Source organism: Lactobacillus rodentium (assembly GCF_003423665.1).
Lineage (GTDB): Bacteria > Bacillota > Bacilli > Lactobacillales > Lactobacillaceae > Lactobacillus > Lactobacillus rodentium.
The window spans coordinates 34,514-55,513 of record NZ_BFBY01000006.1 but is presented as its reverse complement, the minus strand read 5'-3'; the positions used below and the strand labels follow the sequence as shown (position 1 = coordinate 55,513).

26 protein-coding genes and 1 pseudogene are annotated in these 21,000 nt (G+C 33.5%); 5 read left to right on the top strand and 22 right to left on the bottom strand.

The window, feature by feature from the left end; all coding sequences use genetic code 11:
- The first annotated feature begins 24 nt into the window (after window positions 1-24).
- Window positions 25-228 (top strand): YjzD family protein, encoded by a 204-nt coding sequence (locus tag LrDSM24759_RS04800; protein WP_117118356.1) that lies wholly within the window; start codon window positions 25-27, stop codon window positions 226-228.
- 52 nt (window positions 229-280) lie between these two features.
- Here LrDSM24759_RS04800 and LrDSM24759_RS04795 read toward each other — a convergent pair whose 3' ends face one another.
- From LrDSM24759_RS04795 to uvrC, 8 genes are all read right to left on the bottom strand, one after another.
- Window positions 281-1,846, bottom strand: coding sequence for a bifunctional metallophosphatase/5'-nucleotidase (locus LrDSM24759_RS04795; RefSeq protein WP_117118355.1), 1,566 nt, complete (start codon window positions 1,844-1,846; stop codon window positions 281-283).
- Window positions 1,847-1,897: 51 nt separating this feature from the next.
- Complete coding sequence (rpmF, locus tag LrDSM24759_RS04790; protein ID WP_117118354.1) at window positions 1,898-2,086, bottom strand: 50S ribosomal protein L32; 189 nt, start codon at window positions 2,084-2,086, stop codon at window positions 1,898-1,900.
- Between the two features lie 115 nt (window positions 2,087-2,201).
- Entirely contained in the window at window positions 2,202-2,558 is a 357-nt protein-coding gene (locus tag LrDSM24759_RS04785; protein ID WP_117118353.1) for a LapA family protein, read from the bottom strand.
- 15 nt (window positions 2,559-2,573) lie between these two features.
- A complete protein-coding gene (locus LrDSM24759_RS04780; RefSeq protein ID WP_117118352.1) occupies window positions 2,574-3,368 on the bottom strand; it encodes an SDR family NAD(P)-dependent oxidoreductase in 795 nt (264 codons plus the stop codon).
- A 3-nt stretch (window positions 3,369-3,371) separates the two neighbouring features.
- Window positions 3,372-4,301, bottom strand: a complete 930-nt coding sequence (rnz, locus tag LrDSM24759_RS04775) for a ribonuclease Z (RefSeq protein ID WP_117118351.1) — start codon at window positions 4,299-4,301, stop codon at window positions 3,372-3,374.
- Between the two features lie 12 nt (window positions 4,302-4,313).
- Window positions 4,314-6,236, bottom strand: a complete 1,923-nt coding sequence (locus tag LrDSM24759_RS04770; RefSeq protein WP_117118350.1) for an acyltransferase family protein — start codon at window positions 6,234-6,236, stop codon at window positions 4,314-4,316.
- 23 nt (window positions 6,237-6,259) lie between these two features.
- Complete coding sequence (obgE, locus tag LrDSM24759_RS04765; RefSeq protein ID WP_117118349.1) at window positions 6,260-7,561, bottom strand: GTPase ObgE; 1,302 nt, start codon at window positions 7,559-7,561, stop codon at window positions 6,260-6,262.
- Between the two features lie 76 nt (window positions 7,562-7,637).
- Window positions 7,638-9,440 carry an excinuclease ABC subunit UvrC gene (gene uvrC, locus LrDSM24759_RS04760; protein ID WP_117118348.1) on the bottom strand — a complete coding sequence of 601 codons (1,803 nt, stop codon included), beginning with the start codon at window positions 9,438-9,440 and terminating at the stop codon, window positions 7,638-7,640.
- A gap of 148 nt (window positions 9,441-9,588) precedes the next feature.
- On the opposite strand from uvrC, the gene LrDSM24759_RS04755 reads away from it, so the two are divergent.
- Complete coding sequence (locus LrDSM24759_RS04755) at window positions 9,589-10,203, top strand: DedA family protein (RefSeq protein WP_117118347.1); 615 nt, start codon at window positions 9,589-9,591, stop codon at window positions 10,201-10,203.
- Between the two features lie 139 nt (window positions 10,204-10,342).
- Window positions 10,343-11,749: an APC family permease gene (locus LrDSM24759_RS04750; RefSeq protein WP_117118346.1), complete on the top strand. Its 1,407-nt coding sequence runs from the start codon at window positions 10,343-10,345 to the stop codon at window positions 11,747-11,749.
- Between the two features lie 81 nt (window positions 11,750-11,830).
- On the opposite strand, the gene LrDSM24759_RS04745 is transcribed toward LrDSM24759_RS04750, so the two are convergent.
- Window positions 11,831-12,469 carry an NAD(P)H-binding protein gene (locus LrDSM24759_RS04745; RefSeq protein WP_117118345.1) on the bottom strand — a complete coding sequence of 213 codons (639 nt, stop codon included), beginning with the start codon at window positions 12,467-12,469 and terminating at the stop codon, window positions 11,831-11,833.
- Window positions 12,470-12,617: 148 nt separating this feature from the next.
- Between LrDSM24759_RS04745 and LrDSM24759_RS07770 the strand changes: the two genes are divergently transcribed.
- Both LrDSM24759_RS07770 and LrDSM24759_RS04740 read left to right on the top strand, forming a co-directional pair.
- Complete coding sequence (locus tag LrDSM24759_RS07770; RefSeq protein WP_170133360.1) at window positions 12,618-12,758, top strand: SPJ_0845 family protein; 141 nt, start codon at window positions 12,618-12,620, stop codon at window positions 12,756-12,758.
- 283 nt (window positions 12,759-13,041) lie between these two features.
- Window positions 13,042-13,356, top strand: a complete 315-nt coding sequence (locus LrDSM24759_RS04740) for a hypothetical protein (protein ID WP_117118344.1) — start codon at window positions 13,042-13,044, stop codon at window positions 13,354-13,356.
- A gap of 235 nt (window positions 13,357-13,591) precedes the next feature.
- Here LrDSM24759_RS04740 and LrDSM24759_RS04735 read toward each other — a convergent pair whose 3' ends face one another.
- The 13 genes and pseudogenes from LrDSM24759_RS04735 to LrDSM24759_RS04685 all read right to left on the bottom strand — a co-directional run.
- Window positions 13,592-14,314: a Rib/alpha-like domain-containing protein gene (locus tag LrDSM24759_RS04735; RefSeq protein ID WP_117118343.1), complete on the bottom strand. Its 723-nt coding sequence runs from the start codon at window positions 14,312-14,314 to the stop codon at window positions 13,592-13,594.
- Window positions 14,315-14,424: 110 nt separating this feature from the next.
- Window positions 14,425-14,697: a hypothetical protein gene (locus LrDSM24759_RS04730; RefSeq protein WP_117118342.1), complete on the bottom strand. Its 273-nt coding sequence runs from the start codon at window positions 14,695-14,697 to the stop codon at window positions 14,425-14,427.
- On the bottom strand, window positions 14,697-15,101 hold the full coding sequence (locus LrDSM24759_RS04725; RefSeq protein ID WP_117118341.1) for a hypothetical protein: 405 nt from the start codon (window positions 15,099-15,101) through the stop codon (window positions 14,697-14,699). The genes LrDSM24759_RS04730 and LrDSM24759_RS04725 overlap by 1 nt, the downstream gene beginning before the upstream one ends.
- Window positions 15,102-15,178: 77 nt before the next feature.
- Window positions 15,179-15,559, bottom strand: a complete 381-nt coding sequence (locus tag LrDSM24759_RS04720; RefSeq protein WP_117118340.1) for a DUF1828 domain-containing protein — start codon at window positions 15,557-15,559, stop codon at window positions 15,179-15,181.
- A 116-nt stretch (window positions 15,560-15,675) separates the two neighbouring features.
- The gene (locus tag LrDSM24759_RS04715; RefSeq protein WP_117118339.1) at window positions 15,676-15,996 is read right to left on the bottom strand and encodes a MazF family toxin-antitoxin system; all 321 of its coding nucleotides are present in this window, start codon (window positions 15,994-15,996) and stop codon (window positions 15,676-15,678) included.
- On the bottom strand, window positions 15,986-16,252 hold the full coding sequence (locus LrDSM24759_RS04710) for a type II toxin-antitoxin system RelB/DinJ family antitoxin (protein ID WP_117118338.1): 267 nt from the start codon (window positions 16,250-16,252) through the stop codon (window positions 15,986-15,988). The genes LrDSM24759_RS04715 and LrDSM24759_RS04710 overlap by 11 nt, the downstream gene beginning before the upstream one ends.
- 119 nt (window positions 16,253-16,371) lie before the next feature.
- Window positions 16,372-17,238, bottom strand: coding sequence for an aldo/keto reductase (locus tag LrDSM24759_RS04705; RefSeq protein WP_117118337.1), 867 nt, complete (start codon window positions 17,236-17,238; stop codon window positions 16,372-16,374).
- A 232-nt stretch (window positions 17,239-17,470) separates the two neighbouring features.
- Window positions 17,471-17,638: a type II toxin-antitoxin system Phd/YefM family antitoxin gene (locus tag LrDSM24759_RS07725; protein WP_157964243.1), complete on the bottom strand. Its 168-nt coding sequence runs from the start codon at window positions 17,636-17,638 to the stop codon at window positions 17,471-17,473.
- 30 nt (window positions 17,639-17,668) lie between these two features.
- Window positions 17,669-18,658 carry an Abi family protein gene (locus LrDSM24759_RS04700; protein WP_157964242.1) on the bottom strand — a complete coding sequence of 330 codons (990 nt, stop codon included), beginning with the start codon at window positions 18,656-18,658 and terminating at the stop codon, window positions 17,669-17,671.
- Between the two features lie 213 nt (window positions 18,659-18,871).
- Complete coding sequence (locus LrDSM24759_RS07720; protein ID WP_157964241.1) at window positions 18,872-19,024, bottom strand: hypothetical protein; 153 nt, start codon at window positions 19,022-19,024, stop codon at window positions 18,872-18,874.
- A gap of 11 nt (window positions 19,025-19,035) precedes the next feature.
- On the bottom strand, window positions 19,036-19,779 hold the full coding sequence (locus tag LrDSM24759_RS04695; RefSeq protein ID WP_117118335.1) for an Abi-alpha family protein: 744 nt from the start codon (window positions 19,777-19,779) through the stop codon (window positions 19,036-19,038).
- Between the two features lie 137 nt (window positions 19,780-19,916).
- Window positions 19,917-20,747, bottom strand: a complete 831-nt coding sequence (locus tag LrDSM24759_RS04690; RefSeq protein WP_117118334.1) for a chitosanase — start codon at window positions 20,745-20,747, stop codon at window positions 19,917-19,919.
- A 97-nt stretch (window positions 20,748-20,844) separates the two neighbouring features.
- Window positions 20,845-20,993: pseudogene (locus LrDSM24759_RS04685) on the bottom strand (dTDP-4-dehydrorhamnose reductase); the annotation flags it as partial.
- Between the last annotated feature and the right edge of the window lie 7 nt (window positions 20,994-21,000).

Here is a 21,000-nt window from a genome sequence, read left to right as displayed (position 1 = left end):
GAGCTTGTGAAAGAAGGGAATTCCATGCGCTTTATCGTAACAATATTTTGGGGCGAAATCTTCTTTGAAGTTATGGGCTTTATCGCCGCAAGTTTAACTTCAATGAAATTTGATCCTGTTCAATCAGCAATTATTGGCTTAATCTTCTCTATTGCCTATGCATTAATTATTCCTGCAATTAATGCTAAAAGTCATAAAGATGATTCAAAGTTTGGTAAATTGCTTTAGTTAAAGTTGAATTAAATATTAAAAAGAGGACTAAATTTAGTCCTCTTTTTTGTTAATAAAATTTGTAATTTTTCCTAGTATCAACCTTAACATCATTCTTAGTTAAGTATTCGCTAAACATTTGAACATAATCTTGGTCAAATGTCTTTTCAATTTTGTCCATACTATAACCTGGATAAAATCCTCCACCCAGTGCACGATAATTATTTACTGCTAATTTATAAATTTTATCTGCTTCAATTTCCTTCCCATTAAGCGTTAATTTAGTTAAACGATGACCAACGGGTTTAGATAAATCTGCTTCATATTGTACGGGATAAAACATATCAAAATGATAAAGCATCGGTTTTGGCTTAATCCAGCGATCAATAAATTTAATGTGACCATCTTTATCTTTTTCCAAAAAACCACAAGCATATTCAATAATATCTCGTAAATCTTTTCCGGAAATATTCACAATGCAGAGTTGATTAGCGTAAGGATAATTTAATAAAACTTCACGCATCGTGACATTTTTTGAAAATCCTTTAGCTGTTTCAGACATAATGGCAGTAGCTGAAATATCAGCCTTAGTAAACCATAATTGCATTTGCTGAATTAAGTTAATGAATGGTGCTCCCTTAATACGTCCTTCAATTGCATTGTCAATTGGTGCGGGCTCTGAAAGATGAGCAATTGGTTGATCAAGCCACTCTTGTGTCCCCTTATCTAATGGAGCGACAATTTTTTCAATTGCTGGATCAGGTTCGTAATCCTTAGTATCAATTAATTCGGTTTGCATATCTTTAATGCTTACTTGACCATTTTTATCTTTTTCTACTTCAAGAACTACTTTGGCAACTGCTTCTCCACGATATCCGGGTTGAACAATAGCTGTGTTTTGAGTAACCAAATTAAGGCGTCGATGTTGGTGACCGGTTAAAAAGGCATCAATTTCTGGAATTTCAGTTAAGATTTTATAACCTTCGTTTTCGCCCGTATGTGGTTCTGTTGCTTCTCCACTTAGTGGATCTGATTCAAAACCACCATGATAAAGTGCTACTAAAATATCAACCTGTGGTCTTAACTTTTTAGCTAATTTTTGTAACACTTTAAATCCAGATACAAATTTTAAGCCCTTAGTATGTTCTTCTGGTTCCCAATGAGAAATATATTGGGTGGTTATCCCCATAATTCCAATCTTTAATCTTGCCTTTTCAACAATCGTATAAGCTTGTCCAAAAGCCGGTTTATCTGTATTGGTAGCTAAAATATTATCATTAATGATAGGTGCATCATTATGATCAATATAATATTTTAAATAATCTAAACCAAAGTTAAAATCATGATTACCTAAAGCACGTGCATCATAGCCAATTTCGTTATATGCAGCTGTAAATTTAGCTAAACCATCGTCTAACGGTAACTGGTGGGTATACGAAGCCAGTGGTGAACCTTGTAAACAATCTCCACTATCAGTAACTAGAACATTTTCTGTCCCATATTTTTTACGTTCTGCCTTTACTAAAGAACTAACCCTACTTAAGGAAATTGGTGCCTCATAGTTTTCTTTATCTTGATAATCAGTAGGTAATAAAAAACCATGAGTATCGCTCGAGTGAAGTAAAACTAACTTCATAATTTTCTCCTTTATTTTTGGATAAAAAAAGACACCCAACGGTGTCTTTAATTAATCGTTATTTTGTTGCTTTTCATTAGCAACTTGACGGCCTTTGTAGAAGCCCTTTGGTGAAACACGGTGGCTTAAGCGGAATTCACCAGTAGTTGCATCATAGTGCATTGCTGGAGTAGCTAACTTAATATGACCACGACGTGAACGTTTCTTTTGTTTAGAAGTTTTTCTTGCAGGAACTGCCATTGTTTAAATCTCCTTTATTATAGAATTGAGACTTTTTGGACCTAAAAATAAGTCACTAAATACTCACGTATTTAAATCATACAATCTAAGGCTTGAGAAATCAAGTCTAATCTGATTAATCCTTTGAACTTTCTGAATTTTCTTTATTTTGCAAGCGATCTATTTCACTTTCCAATTCGGAAATTTTTTGATCTTTATCGGCAATAGTTTTTTCATATTGTTTTTTCATAGCCGCTTCTTGCTTCGCAACTGATTTATTTACTTTATATTTATCTTCACTATTGCCCAAAAGCCAGGACACAATTGCACCTAAAAGCATCATCAAGACTAATACTATAATCAAAGGCATTTTAGGTTGGAAAAAGCCAAAATTGATTGCAACCGGTTCAACATTTAAAACTACAAAAATTAGTAAAATTAAGGCAATAATTAAGCCTAAGACTAATTTAAATTGATTACTTTGTTTTTTCATCCTATCCTCCGCTGCTTATTTTCTGCTACCAAATTTTAAACTAGCCCAATCTCCTAAACTAGGGAAAATTTGATACAACTTGCCTAAAAAGGCAAGACTTAGTGGCAAATTCAATTCTCGACGATTAGTACCAAAGAAATGAACAATTTGCCAAGCTACATCATCAGGATCCATTACGAAACGCTTAACATTATCTAAATACTTACCTGAATGATCAGCTATATTAAAGAAATTGGTATAAACAGGTCCTGGATTTACTGTCATTACCTTCACATTAAATGGTTTTAATTCTAAACGTAAAACATTTGAAAATTGGATAACAGCTGCCTTGGTAGCACTGTAAACTGCTGTCTTAGTCGTAGGAATAATTCCGGCCATTGAACCAATGTTAATCACTTGTCCTTGATTTTGATCCATCATGACACGGGCAACTAAACGGGTAAAATACATTAATCCCAAAACATTAGTTTGGAACATTTCAGTAGTTAATTGGGGATTCATTTCCATAAATGGTTCAAAAACTCCAAATCCCGCAGCATTAACCAAAAAGTCAATATGATCAACTTTTTGAATAATTTCTTTAAAGGCAGCATCAATCTGATCTGCCTTACTTATATCTGCTGTTATTACAAAAGCTTGGGCTCCTGATAAACGCTTAGCTTCATCAGCAATTTCTAATAATCTTTCTCTACGGCGAGCAATTAAGATTACTGTTGCTCCTCGACTTGCACTTTCCAATGTAATAGAACGACCAAGACCACTTGATGCTCCTGTAACAATAACTACTTTGTCTCTTAATGAATCACTCATATTTTACCCTCTTAAGTCAACTTCAAATGAACTCAAATCTGTAGCTAAATGAACATTTTTAAAAATTTGTCGTGCTTCTTTTTCGAGTTCGCGTCCATTTTTTCCAGTATATCGTGCTGATATATGAGTTAAATACAATGTACCAACATTGCGCTTGGCAGCCACTTGAGCTGCATCAATGCAAGTAGAATGATAATAACGATGGGCCATTTTGGCATCTGCTCCACTAAAAGTTGATTCGTGGATTAAAACATCAGCATTATCAGCTAATTCACCAATGCTTGGCGTTGGCCGTGTATCATAAATCACAGTTATAATCCGACCTGGACGTGGTTCACCAACAAAATCATGACCATCTAAAATTGTTCCATCCTCTAGCGTAACCTTTCTTTTAGCCTTTAACTGTCCAAGAAGTGGTCCGTTAGGTACATGATATTCGGTAAGTTTGTCCATTAATAATTCACCTGGACGTGGTTTTTCAACCACCCTAAATCCAAAACTAGGAATTCGATGGTCTAATTTTGCCGTATAAACTGCGAATGAATCATTCTCATATATTAACCCGCTATCTTTTAAAATAACATACTTAATCGGATAAGCAACCTTTGTGCGTGAAACACGTAAAGAAGTTTGGACGAATTGATCAATACCTGGTGGTCCAAATATTGTTAACGGGCCTCCATCTCCTTGAAAAGAACGCGAAGATAATAATCCAGGTAAACCAAAAATATGATCACCATGATTGTGTGAAATAAAAATTTTGGTAATTTTTCGAGGACGAATATTAGTCTGTAAAACTTGATGTTGGGTTGCTTCCCCGACATCAAATAACCAGATTTCGTTTAATTCATCCAATAATTTAAGTGCAATTGAAGAAACATTTCGGCCCTTAGAGGGCTGACCTGCTCCTGTTCCTAAAAATTGTATTTCCATGTAACCCTATTTCTAATATCTACCCTTTTCAACAATCACTTTAGTAATATAGGCAGAATAATATTTTGATCCAGTTGGATTTGGATGTGTACCATCACCATACAACCAACCTTGATGTTTAGAAGCTAAATCATACCAATTAATTACAGTAATATTAGAATATTTTTTACTTACGGCTTGAATTGCGGCATTGACTGATCCCTGCCAATCTTTCGATGGGACATAAGTATTAATCCAGAAAACATGACGCTTTTTGCCAATTATCTTCATTAAGTGTTCTACATCATGATTACTGAATGGTCCATTCGTACCTAAGCCAATTAATACATTTTGACTAAGTGCATCTTGATCTTTATATTGCTGAAACAAGTCAATTGTCGAATCAAGTTGACGAGATACTGCTGCATCAATGATTGCATGAGGCATTAATTGTTTTAAGTTTTGACTAGAACCTGCCATTACTGAATCACCAATTGCTGTAACTCGAACTTTTTGAGCTAACTGTAAGTCTATTTGAGAAATCCCATAATGTTCGAATTCTTTATTTACGGGATGCTTTTTAGCGTTTTCTTTAGCTTGAGCCAAAAGCTGAGTTTTACTTTCATTATTATCTTGGTGATTTTGTGCTTCTTTGATTAATTTCTTGTTATCCCGTAATTGTTGTCCCCGATTAGCCTTAATTTGTTTTGCTAACGGTGAATTATTGGGATTAACAGCCTTGGCCGTATTTGACTTGATCATCGCTGCTGAACCAACAATGAAAATAATAGTGGCTAAAACTGCGGTTGCTTTTTGGATAAGGTTCGTTTGTTGTAGACTGATCACCTGCTTAAAGTACTCTTTGGTCTTAGCCCAAGTAATTTTTCCAAGTGGCTTTTCAATGTAGCGATAAGCTACTTCTGCCAAAACTAGGATAATTACAACTTCGATTACCCGGTATAACACTACGTGATCAGCGATATTTTTCACTTTATCTTCAAAGAAGATCATTACAGGAAACTGATAAAGATAAATACCATAACTTCTTGAACCTACCCACTTAAAGACTGGATTAGTTAACCAACGATTCCAATGACTACCGGGATGAGCGATAACGGCAACTAAAATCGTTGTAAAGAAGGTAAATAGAAGCATACCCCCATGATAAACAAAGCCTTTAATTGGATTTGACAAGGGCGTCATGGCAAGCCATAACATCCCAATCAAAGAAACTGCACCGATTCCATCAAGTAAGCGGGTACTTTGCTGATCAATATCTTCTCTTAAACGCCAGCTTGGCCAAATTACAGCCAACATCGCACCTAAACCCAAAGAAAAGAAACGTGTATCTGAGCCATAGTAAATTCGACTAGTATCAACGCCTGGCTTGAATAAAAGTGCCATTTCAAGAGCAGAAAGTAACGTTAAGACAGTTAATATCCAAAAACGTGTACTCTTTTTCTTAACATATTTAACTAGCAAAAATATGGCTAAAGGCCAGATGATATAAAACTGTCCTTCAATCGACATTGTCCATAAATGAGTAAATGGTGATTCATTGGCTGCAAAGCGCTCAAAATAACTTTGTCCATTAAATATTTGCCACCAGTTATATACATTAAGTAAGTTACTGGCAACAATTTGGTTTAATTTTGGTAATAAATTTCTTTGAAAAAGAAGAATATAAGAACTACAAAGCCACAATAAAGTTATCATCTGCGGATATAGTCGTTTCAGGCGACGCAGATAAAATCCTTTATTATTATATGTACCATTAGCCTCATAGGCATGAAACATATGATCTGTTACTAAATAGCCGGTTAAAACTAAGAAAATTGGTACTCCTAAATAACCACCCATAAAACGATTAGGATCCAAGTGGTATAAAATGACACCTACTACGGCAAGAGTACGTAAACCAGCGTATCCTGTAATAAATCGGTTCTTAGTTTTCAATTTAATTCCTCATCCAACAAAAATTACTCTACATATTCAAAAGTAAAGTCACCAATTGTAACATCATCGCCATTTTGCGCACCCTTTTCTCTTAAGGCATTGTCAACACCCATATTTTTAAGCTTGCGCGCCAATAGCATAACTCCATCATTATGATCTAAGTTAGTTCTTTGAACAAGACGTTCAATTCGTTCACCCGTAATTTCGAAACTATTTTCGCCTGTACGCGTAACTTCGAAATGATCATCTAACTTCTTCTTAGCATCATAAATATAAGCTTTTTCTTCAACACTTGCTTGAGCAGGTTGTTCAGCTTCTTGCTTAGCAATTTTATCAACTAAATCTGCCGCTTTACTCATTAATTCTTTTACCCCTTGATGAGTAACACTTGAGATCGGATAAATAATAGCATCTTTACCCATCTTCTTCTTGAATTCAGCTAATTTTTCTTCACTACCTGGAATATCCATTTGAGAAGCAACAATCAGCTCTTTTTTAGCGGTAAGATCAGAGGTATAGCCAGCTAACTCCTTACGGATTGTTTGGTAATCTTCATAAGCATCACGCCCATTGTTTGGATCCATTGAAACTAGATGCAAGATAACCTTGGTTCTTTCTACGTGACGGAGGAACTGAATTCCTAAACCGACACCCTTAGAAGCACCTTCAATTAACCCAGGTAAGTCAGCCATCGAGAAATCTCGTCCATCTGGAAGTACAACCATCCCCAAGTTAGGAGTTAAAGTTGTAAATTCATAAGCAGCGATCTTTGGCTTAGCTTTGGTAACAGTAGAAAGCAAAGTAGATTTACCTACTGATGGGAAACCAACTAAACCTACATCAGCTAAAACCTTAAGCTCTAAGCGTAATGTACGTAATTCACCATGTTCACCATTTTCAGCAATTTCAGGAGCAGTTCTTGTTGGTGTAGCAAAGTGAATGTTACCACGACCGCCACGACCACCACGAGCTACTAATAATTTTTGCCCATTTTCAACTAAATCTCCGATTAATTCATTAGTATTAAAATCATAAACTGTAGTCCCCATTGGTACTTTTAAGTAAACGTCTTTAGCACCTCGACCATACTGTGATTTTATTCGGCCATTTTCTCCGTTGTCTGCTTTAAACTTACGACGAAAACGAAAATCCATTAAAGTACGAAGTCCGGAATCAGCAACAAGATAAATGCTTCCACCACGGCCACCATCACCACCGGCAGGACCACCAAGGGGTACATATTTTTCGTGACGAAAAGCTACTGCTCCATCGCCACCCTTACCGGCTTGGACATCAATTTTGGTTTGATCTACAAACATCTCTATCCCTCCTTTTAAACTATTTCATCTAATATATAATACCACATCAAAAGGCTTACTACATATGCATTTAAAGCATTTTTTATAAGCTTAATTTTACTGTTTGAGCTTGGGGTAAAGTTAGGCCGGCTGCCCTTAACTCATCAATTGATGCTTCCTTAATTTTTTTAAGTGAGCCAAATTCCCGTAAAAGTTTATTGCGACTCTTAGGACCAATTCCTTTGATCTCATCTAACTTACTTGATAAAGCATTCTTTGCATGTGTTTTACGGTGGAAAGTAATTGCAAAGCGGTGCACTTCATCTTGAATTCGCGTCATCAAGTAAAATCCTTGTGACTTGGGATCCATTGGAATTAATTTTAATTCTTCTCCCTTAGTTGGATCACCAAAAAGCAAGTGATTAGTCCGGTGATGATCATCTTTGACCATTCCTGCTACGGGAATATTTAGATCAAGTTCATTTCTGAGGACATCTAAACAAGCCTCAACCTGAATTTGTCCCCCATCCATCAAAATCAAATCTGGCATCCGCTGTTTCTCGCGCTTTAAGCGGCTATATCTACGCCTTACTACTTCACGCGTATTTCTGACTTCATCACCACCATTTTGGTGTTCCACTTCCCCTTTAAGCTTATATTTACGATATTCATTTTTATCAGCCTCTCCGTCAGTAAAGACGACTAAGGCTGAAACAGGGTCAGTTCCTTGAATATGAGAGTGGTCAAAACTTTCAATCCGGTGCCCATAAGGTAACCCTAAAGCATCAAAAATTTCTTTTTGTGCTCCTTTTGTTTTACGGTTACCTAATTCTAATAAGCGGAATTTTTCATCTAATTTAAGTTTGGCATTATCATAAGCCATATTTAACAAATCACGTTTTTGCCCTCTTTGCGGAATGCGAACTGGTACTTTTAAAACCTCACTTAAAGCTTCAGTATCAGTTCCCTCAGGCACTAAGACTTCTTTAGGTAAAACATGATTTCTTTGACCATAAAATTGCGCAATAAAAGACATAAACTCTTCTGTAGGATTGCCCGTGTCAGTTAAAGGAAAGAGTTTAGTTTCACGACGCAAAAGTTTAGCCTGTCTAATAAAGAAAATTTGAATTGAAAGCCATGATTTATCAACGTAAAAATTAAAGATATCTCTTTGCGTATTATCTTTAGAAATTATCTTTTGTTTTTCAATCGTTTGTTCAATATAGTTCAATTGGTCACGAATTTCAGCTGCGCGTTCAAACTCTAAGTTCATCGAAGCTTCTTGCATTTTTGCCTCAAGCTCTTTTTTTGCAGGTGCAATATCGCCACTTAAAAAGCGTTTAATCTTTTTGATTTGCTCATCATATACTTCTTGAGGAACTTCTTTAAAACAGGCGCCTAAACATTGGCCCATATGATAATAAAGACATGGACGGCCTTGATGACCATGACAACGTCTTAAAGGCCAAACCTTTTGGATAAATTTTAAAGTGGCTTGTGCTGCATAAACATTAGGATATGGGCCAAAATAATAGCCCTTATCTTTGCGCACGATAGAAGTCAATTTTGTTTGCGGATCTCGTTCATTAGTAATTTCAATATATGGGTAACCCGTACCTTGCTTTAACTGAACATTGTAGTAAGGCTGATATTTTTTAATTAAAGTAATTTCAAGTAAAAATGATTCTTTATCTGAAGAAACAGTAATAATGTCAAAATCTCTAATTTCTTTGACTAATTCTGCACGCCGTCCTACTTGTTTACTCTTAAAATAAGAACGGACCCGATTTTTTAAATTCTTAGACTTACCAACGTAAATTACATTACCATTTACGTCTTTCATGAGGTAGCAACCGGGCTTGTCGGGCAAAAGTTTTAATTTATTTTCAATGTGTTCAGTTGCCATTTTTAACCTCCTCATAATTTATTAGCATTAAATAGTTTATCACGTTACAAACAATAAGTAAGTATAAAAGCTTAATCATAATATTTACTAAAGAATTTTCTCCCTTTAAAATAGAAAGAAAACAATTGAAGGGACAAAATTAATTTAAATGACAGTCTGGCTTACCCACTTTATCGAACAATTTGGCTACCTCGCAATACTTCTTTTAATTACCATTGAAAATATTTTTCCACCGATTCCTTCGGAAGCTGTCTTAACCTTGGCTGGCTTCTTAGTTACTAAAACTAAATTAACTGCCTTGGGCGTAATTGGTGCCTCAACTTTAGGATCCTTGGTTGGGGCAATTATTTTATTTGCCGTAAGTCGTTTTTTAACTATAGCACGCCTAGAAAATTTACTTTCTACCAAATTTTTTAAACTTCTGGGCTTTAAAAAAGAAGATGCCCAAAAGGCAATCAACTGGTTTGATAAATATGGCACTGGATCAATATTCTATGGCCGCTGTATTCCGGTAGTAAGAAGTCTAATCTCCATTCCTGCTGGGATCGCTCACGTTTCTTGGCCTAAATTTTTAACTTTAACTGCACTTGGTTCCTTAATTTGGAATAGTGTATTAATTTTTTTAGGATTATATACAGGGAAAAATTGGCAAATAATTGTTAAAATTTTTGATGATTTCACTATAGTTATTCTATTAATCATTATTATTGCCTGCGGTTACTTTGCTTATAAATGGTACAAAAATCGCATTCAAAGTAAGTAAAAGATGCTCAATGAAGCATCTTTTTTGTTTATTTACATCAATTTTAAAATTTTTTTACTATTTAAAGACATTATTTTCCCAAGATTTTTTAAAAACAACTATACTTATAATTGAAAGGAAAGAAAAAGAGGTTATTTATATGGATAATAAAAAATCTGTACCTAAGAAGCTTTCTTTTATTTCAATCTACTTTTTAGGTATTAATGCTGTTATTGGTTCTGGTACCTTCTTGCTACCATCAACCATCTATCATTATATGAATCTAGCAGCAATCGGGGTTTTACTTTGTACTGCAGTAACGGTTTCCATGATTGCCCTTTGTTATGCTGATTTATCAAGTCGTTTTACTGGTTCTGGTGCGGCATGGCTTTATTCTTATAATGCTTTTGGTCGTTTCTCAGGTTATGAACTCGGAATCTTCACTTGGTTCTTAGGTTGTACTACTTTATCTGCCGAAGTCGTAGCGATGCTAACTATTTTACGAAGTTTCCTACCTATATTTAAAAATCCAGTAGTCTATGGTGCTGGAGTAGTAGTTTTAATTTTACTCTTCTCCATCATTAACTTCTTTGGTCGTTCATGGGTCAAGGCCGTTAATAATATTTCGGCAGCTGCTAAGATTATTACATTAATCGTCTTTATTGTTGTTGGTGCTTTCTTTATCAAGATACAACACTATACTCCAATAATTCCTAAGGCTGCCTTAACCGGTGTTGGACCATTCTTCAAACATTTTGGAGCTGCTTTTACTCCTATTTTCTATTTGTTTACTGGCTTTTCATTTATTCCAATTGCCGCAAAACAAATGAAGAATCCCGAAAAGAATGTTCCGCGTGGTTTGATTGCAGTTATGACAAGTGTAACTATTCTTGACTGTTTAATGCTTTTGGTGGCAATCGGCTTATCAGGTGATAAACTAGGTGGTTACACTGATCCTTTGGCAAGTGCCTTAAAGACCGGTGTTGGTCAATGGGGCTTTGCCTTAATGATTGTCGGAATGCTCATTTCAATTTTTGGTGTTGCCTTTTCAGCATCATTTAATACCCCATCATTAATTGCTTCTCTAGCAACTGAACATAGCATGTTACCAAAATGGATTGGTAAAAAGAATAAGCATGATGCCCCTTGGGTTGGTATTATTCTTACTGGTATTCTTTCATTAGCCTTATGTACACAAGACTATTTATTCCTAGTTAACTGTACTGTGCTTGCTTCATTTGTCCAATACGTTCCATCAATTTTGGCAGTAATCAAATTCAAGCATACTAATGAATATCCTACTCACGGATTTTCACTTCCTGGTAAGTACACTATTCCAATCATCGCTTTGCTTATTTCATGTTATATGGTTACCAACTTCAACGCTAAGACCTTGCTCTTAGGTGCTGTTGTCGCTGTAATCGCTGCAGGTTGTTATTTCTTCATTGATAAAGATAAGGGTGAAGAAAAACGTCACGAAGCTTACCTTGCTTCATTAAGAAATGATGCAAATGATTTTGGTAAAGATGTTGCTGATTTAGGAACAGATATCAGTAAAAAAATATAATTAAAATTATTTGATCAAACAAAAATAGTGAATTAACTATCCTACGCGATAATTAATTCACTATTTTTATATTTAAATTTACTATTTAATTTCACTTAAAGCTTGATCAATTGGGGTGTCGCCAGATTCCATCATAATTACTTTTCCAATTGTATTATCAAATTTTAATAAATCAGCTAAAGTTTGGGCAACATCAGGAATTGGATTAGTACTTGGCTTAAGAATGTCGACACTAATTTTACCTGTCCCCTTTTCTTCCGTAAGTACCGTTGGCTGTAAAATTGTATAATCTAATTTAGTTTGATTAATTAAATAATTGTCGGCAAAAAATTTGGCAATATCATAATCCATAATCTCTTTTAGACCAGGTAAATTCCATTTTTCTGGTTGCAAAGAGAAAATAGAACTCAACATGATGTATCTTTTAATACCAACTTTTTCTGCTGCTTCCATCGTCTTTACTGCACCGAAAGCATCAGTTTGTAATAAATCCTTACCACGTGAACCAGCAGTAAAGTAAACAACGTCATGTCCCTTTATCAATTCAGCCAAATCGTCAACACTAGTATGTAAATCTAGGTGCTTTTTTGTTACTTCTGGTAGGTCAACAATATTATCTTCATGACGAGCTGCGGCAGTAACGGTATGACCAGCAGCTACCAGGTCTTTAATCAAATCACTGGCTACTCGACCAGAACCGCCAATAATAAATGCTTTCATAAGATTACCTCCTTCTTTTCTTAATCTTATTGTAACTCATCTTACATAAAGTAAGTTAAAATATATCTCAATAATTCTTTATAATAAAAATTGTTCAAATAAGCTTTTTCTTTTATAATAAGAATAATTAGAACTAAGGAGGACCATAATGGGTTTAACTTTTAAACGAAATGATGACTTAGAAAAAATGCTCGATAAATTTGCAATTATGCCTGATGAAGACAAGGATAAAGCAAAGAAAAAACCAATGAATGAAAAGGAAAATAATAAAGAAAATAAAAAAGATTAATTTTCTAACTTGGGAAAATTCTTAGGATATTTGTCCTGAGTTTTTTTATTTTGCATCTAATATCTATAAATACTCTTACTTGTTCACTATATATTAAGTGTTTTATATTCATGGATAGTATTTTTTGTTAACAGGATGCAATTTACCCCCCCCCACTTTTTCCACAAACATGTTATGCTAATATAGTAGGTTTTAGCTACAACCTCTCACGCTCACAATCTGTAGCTTTTTAACCTAGATAATTAACATAAATTTTAAACGCTATAAAGTGAGATGAGGAATTATGGAAACACGTCCAAAATGGTTACAAGTATTTAAAATTTTAAAACAAGAAAGTGTCTTTGATAAATGGGAATATCTCTATACTCCGATGTTTAACCAAAACACATCTTCTCCCACTCCCAAAGAATTTAAACAAGACAAAGCAAGCACGATTTTTACTATTACTTTTAAAAAATCACAAGATTTGTTTGCTTCAATCGCTGGTGGAGACATTAAAGCAGAGCCGGCACTTAATAATGCTGAGTTTGATGACATGTATACTACTCTGACAGGTGGAGTGATTAGTGCTGACGAATTAAACGAAAATGTACAGTAGAATAAAGAGTTGGTCCAAGCAACCTTAGATAAAAAGATTTCAAAAATGCAAAATATTGTTAAACTTAATTTCCCTGAAGAATATAAACAGGGTGAACATGATTGGGATGCCCTATTTAAATAGCTAGTGGAATTAGTCCACTAGCATTTTTATTTAATAACTATCTGATGCTTAACATATAAAAAAGTCGTAATTCAATATAGAATTACGACTTTTGTTTATTGAATTGCTTACATTAATTTCTTTCTTTTACAGTAAGCATACCTAAACCTAAAGCAGCTAACATTATACCTGAAATTAAAGTTAAGATAGTATTTTTACTGCTAGTTTGTGGTAAAGCACCGTCACCATCAACATGGCTAGTTTCATTTTCAATTACTGCAGCTTCAGTCTTAGGAGCAATGGCTTCAGGAACATTAGAGCCATCTTTAGTAATTACTTGACCCTTTTTAACATCGGAAACAGTTACTGGAGTATCAATTTGATCAGCTTCATCAACGTTAGTATCAGCAGTGTCGTTAGTTGTTACGTCAGCATCACTTGAGTTTTCTTCTTTAACACTTGCACTATCACCAGTAGTTTTGACATCTACAGCTAAAGCAGAAGCAGAGCCATCTGGGAAGGTAACAATAATTTGACCATAACTTAATCCTGCTTTACTAATATCAGGATTCATGTTCCAAACAGCTGTAGTACCTGCAGGTAAACTAGACCAGTTTGCTACTCCTGCTTCAGCTGATGGAAGTTGACCAACAGTAGTAGTAAGTTCTTGAGCAGTTAAAGGATAATTATATGCTTGAAGATCTTTATGAGCATTTAATTGATCTTGATCAATCTTTGCTTGATCAGTAGTATCTGCAGCCTTTACACTTTGGCTACTTAAACTTAAAGTTGCAATAAGAGCAAGAGCTCCCAAACCCATAAATAATTTATTTTTCTTAGTGCTTAATTTCTTCATTTTAAAATCTCCTCGATTGGGTTTAAGTTTGACTCCAACCCTTATTTCTATGTTTTTATTATACTGCTTTATTTACAAAAATGTTACATAAAAGTAACTTTTTTTACAATTTATTTACTAGCAATCATATAGGCGAAACGTAAAATCCCAGCCGGTAAATTCTCTTCCTTAATATTAGATAAATGCAGCATCCGTTTTGCTTTCTGATAACGCATCTGGTAAGTGCCATTCTCATCAAAAAATAAATTAAAGGAAATCGGCTGATCATGTTTATTAAGTAAGCGTGTTTTAACCAAATAATTGTTAGTTTCAATGCTAGTAATTGTAACTAAATTTTGGCTCCAATCATTCCAGATGAGCTGTAGACGTTTACTTTCTTCCATTAGCGCGCATTCAATTGAGCATAATCAACGACATTATCAAGCAATTCGGCGAAGTTTTGGACGGCAGAATTTAAGTTACTTAAGCCGATACCATTATTAACAAAGGCACCTTGGTTAGCAATCAAAACACCATATTCTGCTGCCATTCGAGCCAAATCATTCATTAAGGGTCTAATATTAGTAATTTGTGAATCTACTAAATATGAAGTCAAAATTTTATCAGTTAAGGAATAAGTTCCATCATCATTTAAAGTTAAGTAAAAACTGATACCATCATTTAAACCATTAACACGATTAGTTAAAACAATGTATTCATTTTCTTCATAAGGCTTAATAGCAATGTCATCATCTTTCCAGTTGTTCCAGCTACTGGAAAGTACATCAAATAAAGAATTATCAAACATAACAATATCTCCTATCTATCACATTTCTTTACTCTTATTTTAACTTAGGTACATTACCAGATTCAAAAATTAACTCTTTATCTAAGATAAGAAATTGCTACTTCTAGTTGGGCAAGATTATTAAGCATCAAAGGCAATTCTTTTTCCTCAACATCTTGGAAGATTTCATTGATTTCTTCATCAAAATCAAAGCCTGATCCAACTGCAACATCCACTGCCGCTTCATAAAAGTCTTCATCTTCTTGATTAGGATCTAACTTATACATGAGCCAACCATCATCAGAAACACGATAGCCGTTATCAAGTCCTTCGATAAAGCAATAAACTTTTTGTCCAAATGCATCAATTAATGGGGTTTCAACTTCAATTGTACTTTCACCCATGCGATAAAATTGTAAATTACTTTTAAGCCAGTTATAACTTGCCTGCGAAATATTTTGTAATTCTTTATCAGTCATTATCTTACGCCTTACTTTACATAATTATTTTAATGTTGCTAGTATCTTTGATTTGTTTTTTATAAACGAAAGAAATCTAATGGTAAGGAAGTTTTTAACCTCTCTCTTTTGCTTTTTTATAACTGGTGTTTCAAAAATAGTGTTAATCCTTTTTTATCTTCTAAAGTTAATTCACCAATATATTTAAAATCGACATCTTCTTTCAAGAGATTAACTCTTCTAATCGTATCAATATAGGAAGCTTTCTTCAGACCCGATATCTCCCAATTTTTAATTGGATAATATTTCTTCTTTATCTTCAAACTTTTATTAGCATACTTTGAAGTAATTTTGAAAACTGTTACAGATTTTTCTCCATCTTCGATAATTAAGACTGGTCTTCTCTTTCCACCCTGATTCCAACTGACATAAGCAGTATATATTGCATTAATCTTCATCAAAGAAATCCTCTAGTTCTTGTTTGCTCCTAATTTTTTCTTCAGGGATTTTTTTAACTAATTCTTTTAATTCCAAATCAGCTAATTGATCTGGAGTTAGTTTAAAGCTAAATGGAATTTCACCTGTCGCAGCTATTTTCTTATATAATGAATTAATTACCGCCGTAGGAGTTAACCCTAATTCATTAATAATCATTTCTGCTTGAATAGCGACTTCTTTATTTACATTTGCCTGTATTCTTTTAGTTTGTGACATTTATACTCACCTCATATTCATTTTAGCACTTTTTCAACCCTATTAACCACTCCTCAGTATCAATTATCCTCACTTGCACTAAAAAATGGTCCAGATAAAACTGGACCATTCTAGTCTATTTACATCTTCCCACCAAAGACTGGGAATACACTAGCATCCCCATAATCCAATGGCTTCATCTTTTTCAAAATTTCCATATCTACTGGTGAAATTTCAAAATCAATTTCACTATTAGCTTTCATATGTGCTGGATTAGCAGACTTTGGTAACACCACAGTATTTAATTGCCAATCATAGCGAATACATAATTGAGGTACTGATACGCCGTATTTTTCAGCCATCTTAACAATCTCTGGATCCTTCATTGCTGCACCGTGAGCAACTGGAGAGAAACTTTCGACCACAATATCGTTATCTTGACTATATTTTATTAAATCAAGGGGCGTTGCTGCAATATGACAAAGAATCTGGTTAACCATTGGTTTAGTTGATGAATTATTGATCAAATTATCTAAATCTTCCTTTTCAAAAGAAGATACCCCAATTGCGCGCAACTTTCCTTCCTTCATAGCATCTTCAAGTGCACGCCAAGCTTCTAAATTACCTTCAAAATGGCGATCACTTGATTGGTTCACTTCATTCCATGGTTGGGGATTATGAATAATCATCATATCCAAATAATCCATCTTCATCTTTAGTAAAGTTTCATCAATTGAAGCCTTGGCATCCTTGTAGTTCTTTATTTCAGCCGCAACTTTAGAATTAATAAAAATTTGATCACGCGCAATGCCGCTCTTGCGAACACCTTCACCTACTCCAGTTTCATTACCATAAGCCTGAGCAGTATCAATGTGGCGGTAACCAATTTTAATTGCCTCTTCAACAGCTGTTGGTGTTTGGGCATCAGGAATTTCCCAGACACCAAGTGCTAGACGAGGAATCTTTACACCATTGCTTAAAGTATAAGTATCATCAAAAATAGTCATTTATCTTTTCCTTTCTATATCTGTACTAATCACTAATAGTTTAACAACAGATATTTAAAAAGAAAAATACTTAGAATCTATTAATTTTGATAACTTTTAGGTATGAAAACGGATAGTGATTCAATTATCGACATAACCCATCAAAAAGTATCTTAGCGAAATATTACATTCAGCAAGTTACTACGGGCTGCAATTACCATTTTACCCGTTAGTCAGCTCAATTAGTCTCATATTATTCATTGTCTTTATCTAAATTTATTAAGTCATGACTTTGAAGTTTTGCCGCATTTACTTCTCTTTGTCCTGCAACAATTTTTCTCATTAAATACTGATTAGACTGAATCTCGATTGTTTCAATCATTGCATCGTATTCATTTTTACTTAGAATTAATCTCTTCATTACACTTTCTCTTTTTAAAACCAATTGTTCTTAAATAGTCAAGAATTCTTTATAATTTTCTGGAAAATGCATATCTTGTAAAATTCCAATAAAACTAACAGATTGAAAATCTTCTTTATAGAAATCTAAAAGCCTATCTATATCTCTCGCCAACTTTTTAAATTCTGCTTTATCGAGTACTACTTTTAACGACATAATTAACTCAAATACTCCTGCTTGATCCGAAATTGGTAACTTAGGCAGATTTAAAATACTTTTTAATGATTTTAATTTCGAAGATTTATACATATATTTTGAATATGTTATTTCATTATGCGCTACAGCATTTCTAAATAGATTTACTAAGTGATTAATTGCTTCAATCGTGTCTGGTGTGATAGAGTTCATTTTCCGTTGTGAGTATTCTCGTTTATGTCTTTGGGTAAAATTCTTTGCAATATTTATTTTTACTTCATCAGTACAGTTACCGTAAAAATAATTTAAATCGCCAAATGTTAAAAAATCTACTAAAACCCAAAGTGGAACATGTCTATGCTTATTAACATAATGTTTTATCGCATTCTCTTTGTGATCGGCAACGGATCTATTTATTACTGTAGATAAAGAATTAATTGTCCTTAAGACACGTGCTACTTTTTTTGGATCATCTGTAAAATTATCCATAGCTAAATAAGAATGTCTTTCAGGATATCTTTCTGAAAAATAATATGAAATTTGGGCCCCTAAACTAGTTTCATAAAATAATAGCCCATTATATAAAATTGATCTCAATTCCTTATCTAAATTATATAAAGATAATATTTCATTAAAACTAGCTCCAGGAATAAACCTTTCAGGATGAATAACTTTTCCATGAGTATCTTTAGCCAAAAACAAAGGTTTATACCCGTTAATTAGTGTATAATATCCTATTTTTTCTAAAGCACGTTTTGGTTTACCATTAGTAGGAACTTCTAAACCTCTTTCCCGTAAAATTTTTAATTGTTGATTATAAGTTTTAAAGGGTTTGCTCTCTATCATTATTTTCTCCATAAAAACAAAAGTCTTGATATAAAATCCTAAAATAGAACTTTATTATCAAGACTTTGCTTAGTTTAGAACCTACTCCTACTGCCTCTAAACTTGATCTGTTAAGTTAATTATACTTCAATTTAGGTAACTCGTAAACTAAAATCCATTGATTAACATGATACTCTCTTAACCATACTTCGAGTAAAATAATTTAATTTACCCTTACTTCCCAAATTCATCAAAGAAACCTTGGTCTTTCAAAATTTCAAGATAGCGTGCAATGGCATCTGGCCAAGTTGGTAATTGCTTAAAGCCGTTTTCTGTCAATTTACTCTTATCTAAACGTGAATTAAAGGGACGATCAACTATTGACAAACCGCATTCTACTAACAGACAACATTTTTCAAAAAATCTTTTCCAAATGAAGTGATAATAATATCTTTATATAACCACTCTCCGTCTTGCTTATTTTGAACTTTTGTATTCAAAATTTTTACTATATTATCATCTTCTATTTTGGCTTCAAGTCTTTCGTCTGTATCATTTATAATACCGAAAGAATCTAATACATTAATAGAAGATTTAAAATCAGAAAGTACCTTCTTTTCTCCACTAAAATACAAAAAATAATCACTTACAAATTTATCGATAAAACCATTCTTAAAAAACGCCTTATGGGCATGTAATACCTTTTCACCATTTTGATGAACTAATTCTCTCAAGAAAATAGCATCGTTATATCCAAGTTGTGAAAGAATATAAATATACCGAGGAGTAATAGAACTATTTCTTCTTTTATCGGCTAAACTGGCTACTAAATTAGCAAACATTACTCTTAACTCTTCTTGGTTTAATTGATAAACAGAGTTCTGTAGGGTTTCCAACACTAATCCTAATTTACTTGAATCTCTACAGTCTTCAGGTATCTCTTTCATCTTTTGAGTCATTTGAGTTAATAGATTTTTTAAATCCTGTTCATTAACTGCCTTATACTTTATTGGTTTATGAAATATCCAGTAAAGTATTCCACTTATTCCTTCACCTAAAGTACCCAAAACAGGATTCCAAAATGCTGTAAGAGATTCATTTGGAAGTAAATTATATAATTCTTTGAACTCTCCTAAACTCATATTTTCCTCTATTCTTTTTTCCAACAAAAATTTATAATTACTTTTATATTCAAAACAATATGCTTAAAAAGTATCTAAAGTATACCATTCTTACAAATTTATTTTTGAAATCAAAATAAAAATTTCCTTACCAACTCTCAATAAGACTCCAACTTTTTCTTAGTTAAATAATATCTATCGCCATACATCGTCCACTTTAACGGGAGTGCCAAATTCCACTTGTCTTCATTAATAAATTTTCGTTGTACATTTAATCTAGACAGATCGCTATGCGCAGCTTCTTTTTTCATAATTTTGGTTCTTACCTTTAAAAAGGTTAAAAGGTATTTTCTTTCTTCAGTTCTATTTTTTGGCCTTTTACTTTGTTTTAAAGCTTCTCTCCTAATGCCACCAAAACTACTTTTATCATTTCCAGGTCCATGAACTACTAAAGCATCATAATAAATATATTGTCCTAACGGAGATAAGTTATCTTTTTTAGCATAATGAACGGCAGGATTTAAATACATTTCTTTTCCAATCTTATCTTGTGCTTCAATAAATTTTGGATCTTGAGCAGACCGTTTCCATGCTTTCACAAAGCTATTTCCCAACTTACCGTGTGAAGAAGTTCCTTCTACCTTTTTCAAGGCTGGAATAAATTTTACTAACTTATTCTTAGGTTCGAGTTTTTGATATTCCTGCACTACTTTTAATAAATCACCGGTTCGACTAGTAAATCCTACCAATCCTGCCGTATACCCTCGACCATCGCCAATATCTTCAATATAGCCATAGCTCTTTTGATAATTCAAAGTTGAATTTTCTGCACTAGCTACTAGTGAAAACACCGTATCTCTTAATAATTTATTATTACTAATAGTTTTGGCAGTATCAAAATTAGCAGAACTCTTTATATTGTTACATCCACTAAAAAGAAGAAATCCTAAAATAATAGCAATAAAATTTAATATTTTATATTTTTTCATTTTATAATTAACCTCTTACCTAATATTTTAAAGGTTAAAAAACTTTGGTACAAAAAAACACCTCATAATTATTAGATTTATCTCTAACAATTATGAGGTACTTCAAAATGTAGCCAGTCTTAGTGTGCCATTTTCATCATGATCACTTTCAGTATCAGGTAATTCTGCGTTGGTGGCATGATAATAACCATACTTATCATTTTCAATCATATCCACTAATAAACGTGCAAAGTCAAAAGTATAAGTTGTAATA

Coding starts and splice junctions, on each gene's coding strand:
- LrDSM24759_RS04800 (WP_117118356.1), top strand. CDS start 25: ATGCGCTTTATCGTAACAATATTTTGGGGCGAAATCTTCTTTGAAGTT.
- LrDSM24759_RS04795 (WP_117118355.1), bottom strand. CDS start 1,846: ATGAAGTTAGTTTTACTTCACTCGAGCGATACTCATGGTTTTTTATTA.
- rpmF (WP_117118354.1), bottom strand. CDS start 2,086: ATGGCAGTTCCTGCAAGAAAAACTTCTAAACAAAAGAAACGTTCACGT.
- LrDSM24759_RS04785 (WP_117118353.1), bottom strand. CDS start 2,558: ATGAAAAAACAAAGTAATCAATTTAAATTAGTCTTAGGCTTAATTATT.
- LrDSM24759_RS04780 (WP_117118352.1), bottom strand. CDS start 3,368: ATGAGTGATTCATTAAGAGACAAAGTAGTTATTGTTACAGGAGCATCA.
- rnz (WP_117118351.1), bottom strand. CDS start 4,301: ATGGAAATACAATTTTTAGGAACAGGAGCAGGTCAGCCCTCTAAGGGC.
- uvrC (WP_117118348.1), bottom strand. CDS start 9,440: ATGGCAACTGAACACATTGAAAATAAATTAAAACTTTTGCCCGACAAG.
- LrDSM24759_RS04755 (WP_117118347.1), top strand. CDS start 9,589: ATGACAGTCTGGCTTACCCACTTTATCGAACAATTTGGCTACCTCGCA.
- LrDSM24759_RS04750 (WP_117118346.1), top strand. CDS start 10,343: ATGGATAATAAAAAATCTGTACCTAAGAAGCTTTCTTTTATTTCAATC.
- LrDSM24759_RS04745 (WP_117118345.1), bottom strand. CDS start 12,469: ATGAAAGCATTTATTATTGGCGGTTCTGGTCGAGTAGCCAGTGATTTG.
- LrDSM24759_RS07770 (WP_170133360.1), top strand. CDS start 12,618: ATGGGTTTAACTTTTAAACGAAATGATGACTTAGAAAAAATGCTCGAT.
- LrDSM24759_RS04740 (WP_117118344.1), top strand. CDS start 13,042: ATGGAAACACGTCCAAAATGGTTACAAGTATTTAAAATTTTAAAACAA.
- LrDSM24759_RS04735 (WP_117118343.1), bottom strand. CDS start 14,314: ATGAAGAAATTAAGCACTAAGAAAAATAAATTATTTATGGGTTTGGGA.
- LrDSM24759_RS04730 (WP_117118342.1), bottom strand. CDS start 14,697: ATGGAAGAAAGTAAACGTCTACAGCTCATCTGGAATGATTGGAGCCAA.
- LrDSM24759_RS04725 (WP_117118341.1), bottom strand. CDS start 15,101: ATGTTTGATAATTCTTTATTTGATGTACTTTCCAGTAGCTGGAACAAC.
- LrDSM24759_RS04720 (WP_117118340.1), bottom strand. CDS start 15,559: ATGACTGATAAAGAATTACAAAATATTTCGCAGGCAAGTTATAACTGG.
- LrDSM24759_RS04715 (WP_117118339.1), bottom strand. CDS start 15,996: ATGAAGATTAATGCAATATATACTGCTTATGTCAGTTGGAATCAGGGT.
- LrDSM24759_RS04710 (WP_117118338.1), bottom strand. CDS start 16,252: ATGTCACAAACTAAAAGAATACAGGCAAATGTAAATAAAGAAGTCGCT.
- LrDSM24759_RS04705 (WP_117118337.1), bottom strand. CDS start 17,238: ATGACTATTTTTGATGATACTTATACTTTAAGCAATGGTGTAAAGATT.
- LrDSM24759_RS07725 (WP_157964243.1), bottom strand. CDS start 17,638: ATGAAGAGATTAATTCTAAGTAAAAATGAATACGATGCAATGATTGAA.
- LrDSM24759_RS04700 (WP_157964242.1), bottom strand. CDS start 18,658: ATGATAGAGAGCAAACCCTTTAAAACTTATAATCAACAATTAAAAATT.
- LrDSM24759_RS04695 (WP_117118335.1), bottom strand. CDS start 19,779: ATGAGTTTAGGAGAGTTCAAAGAATTATATAATTTACTTCCAAATGAA.
- LrDSM24759_RS04690 (WP_117118334.1), bottom strand. CDS start 20,747: ATGAAAAAATATAAAATATTAAATTTTATTGCTATTATTTTAGGATTT.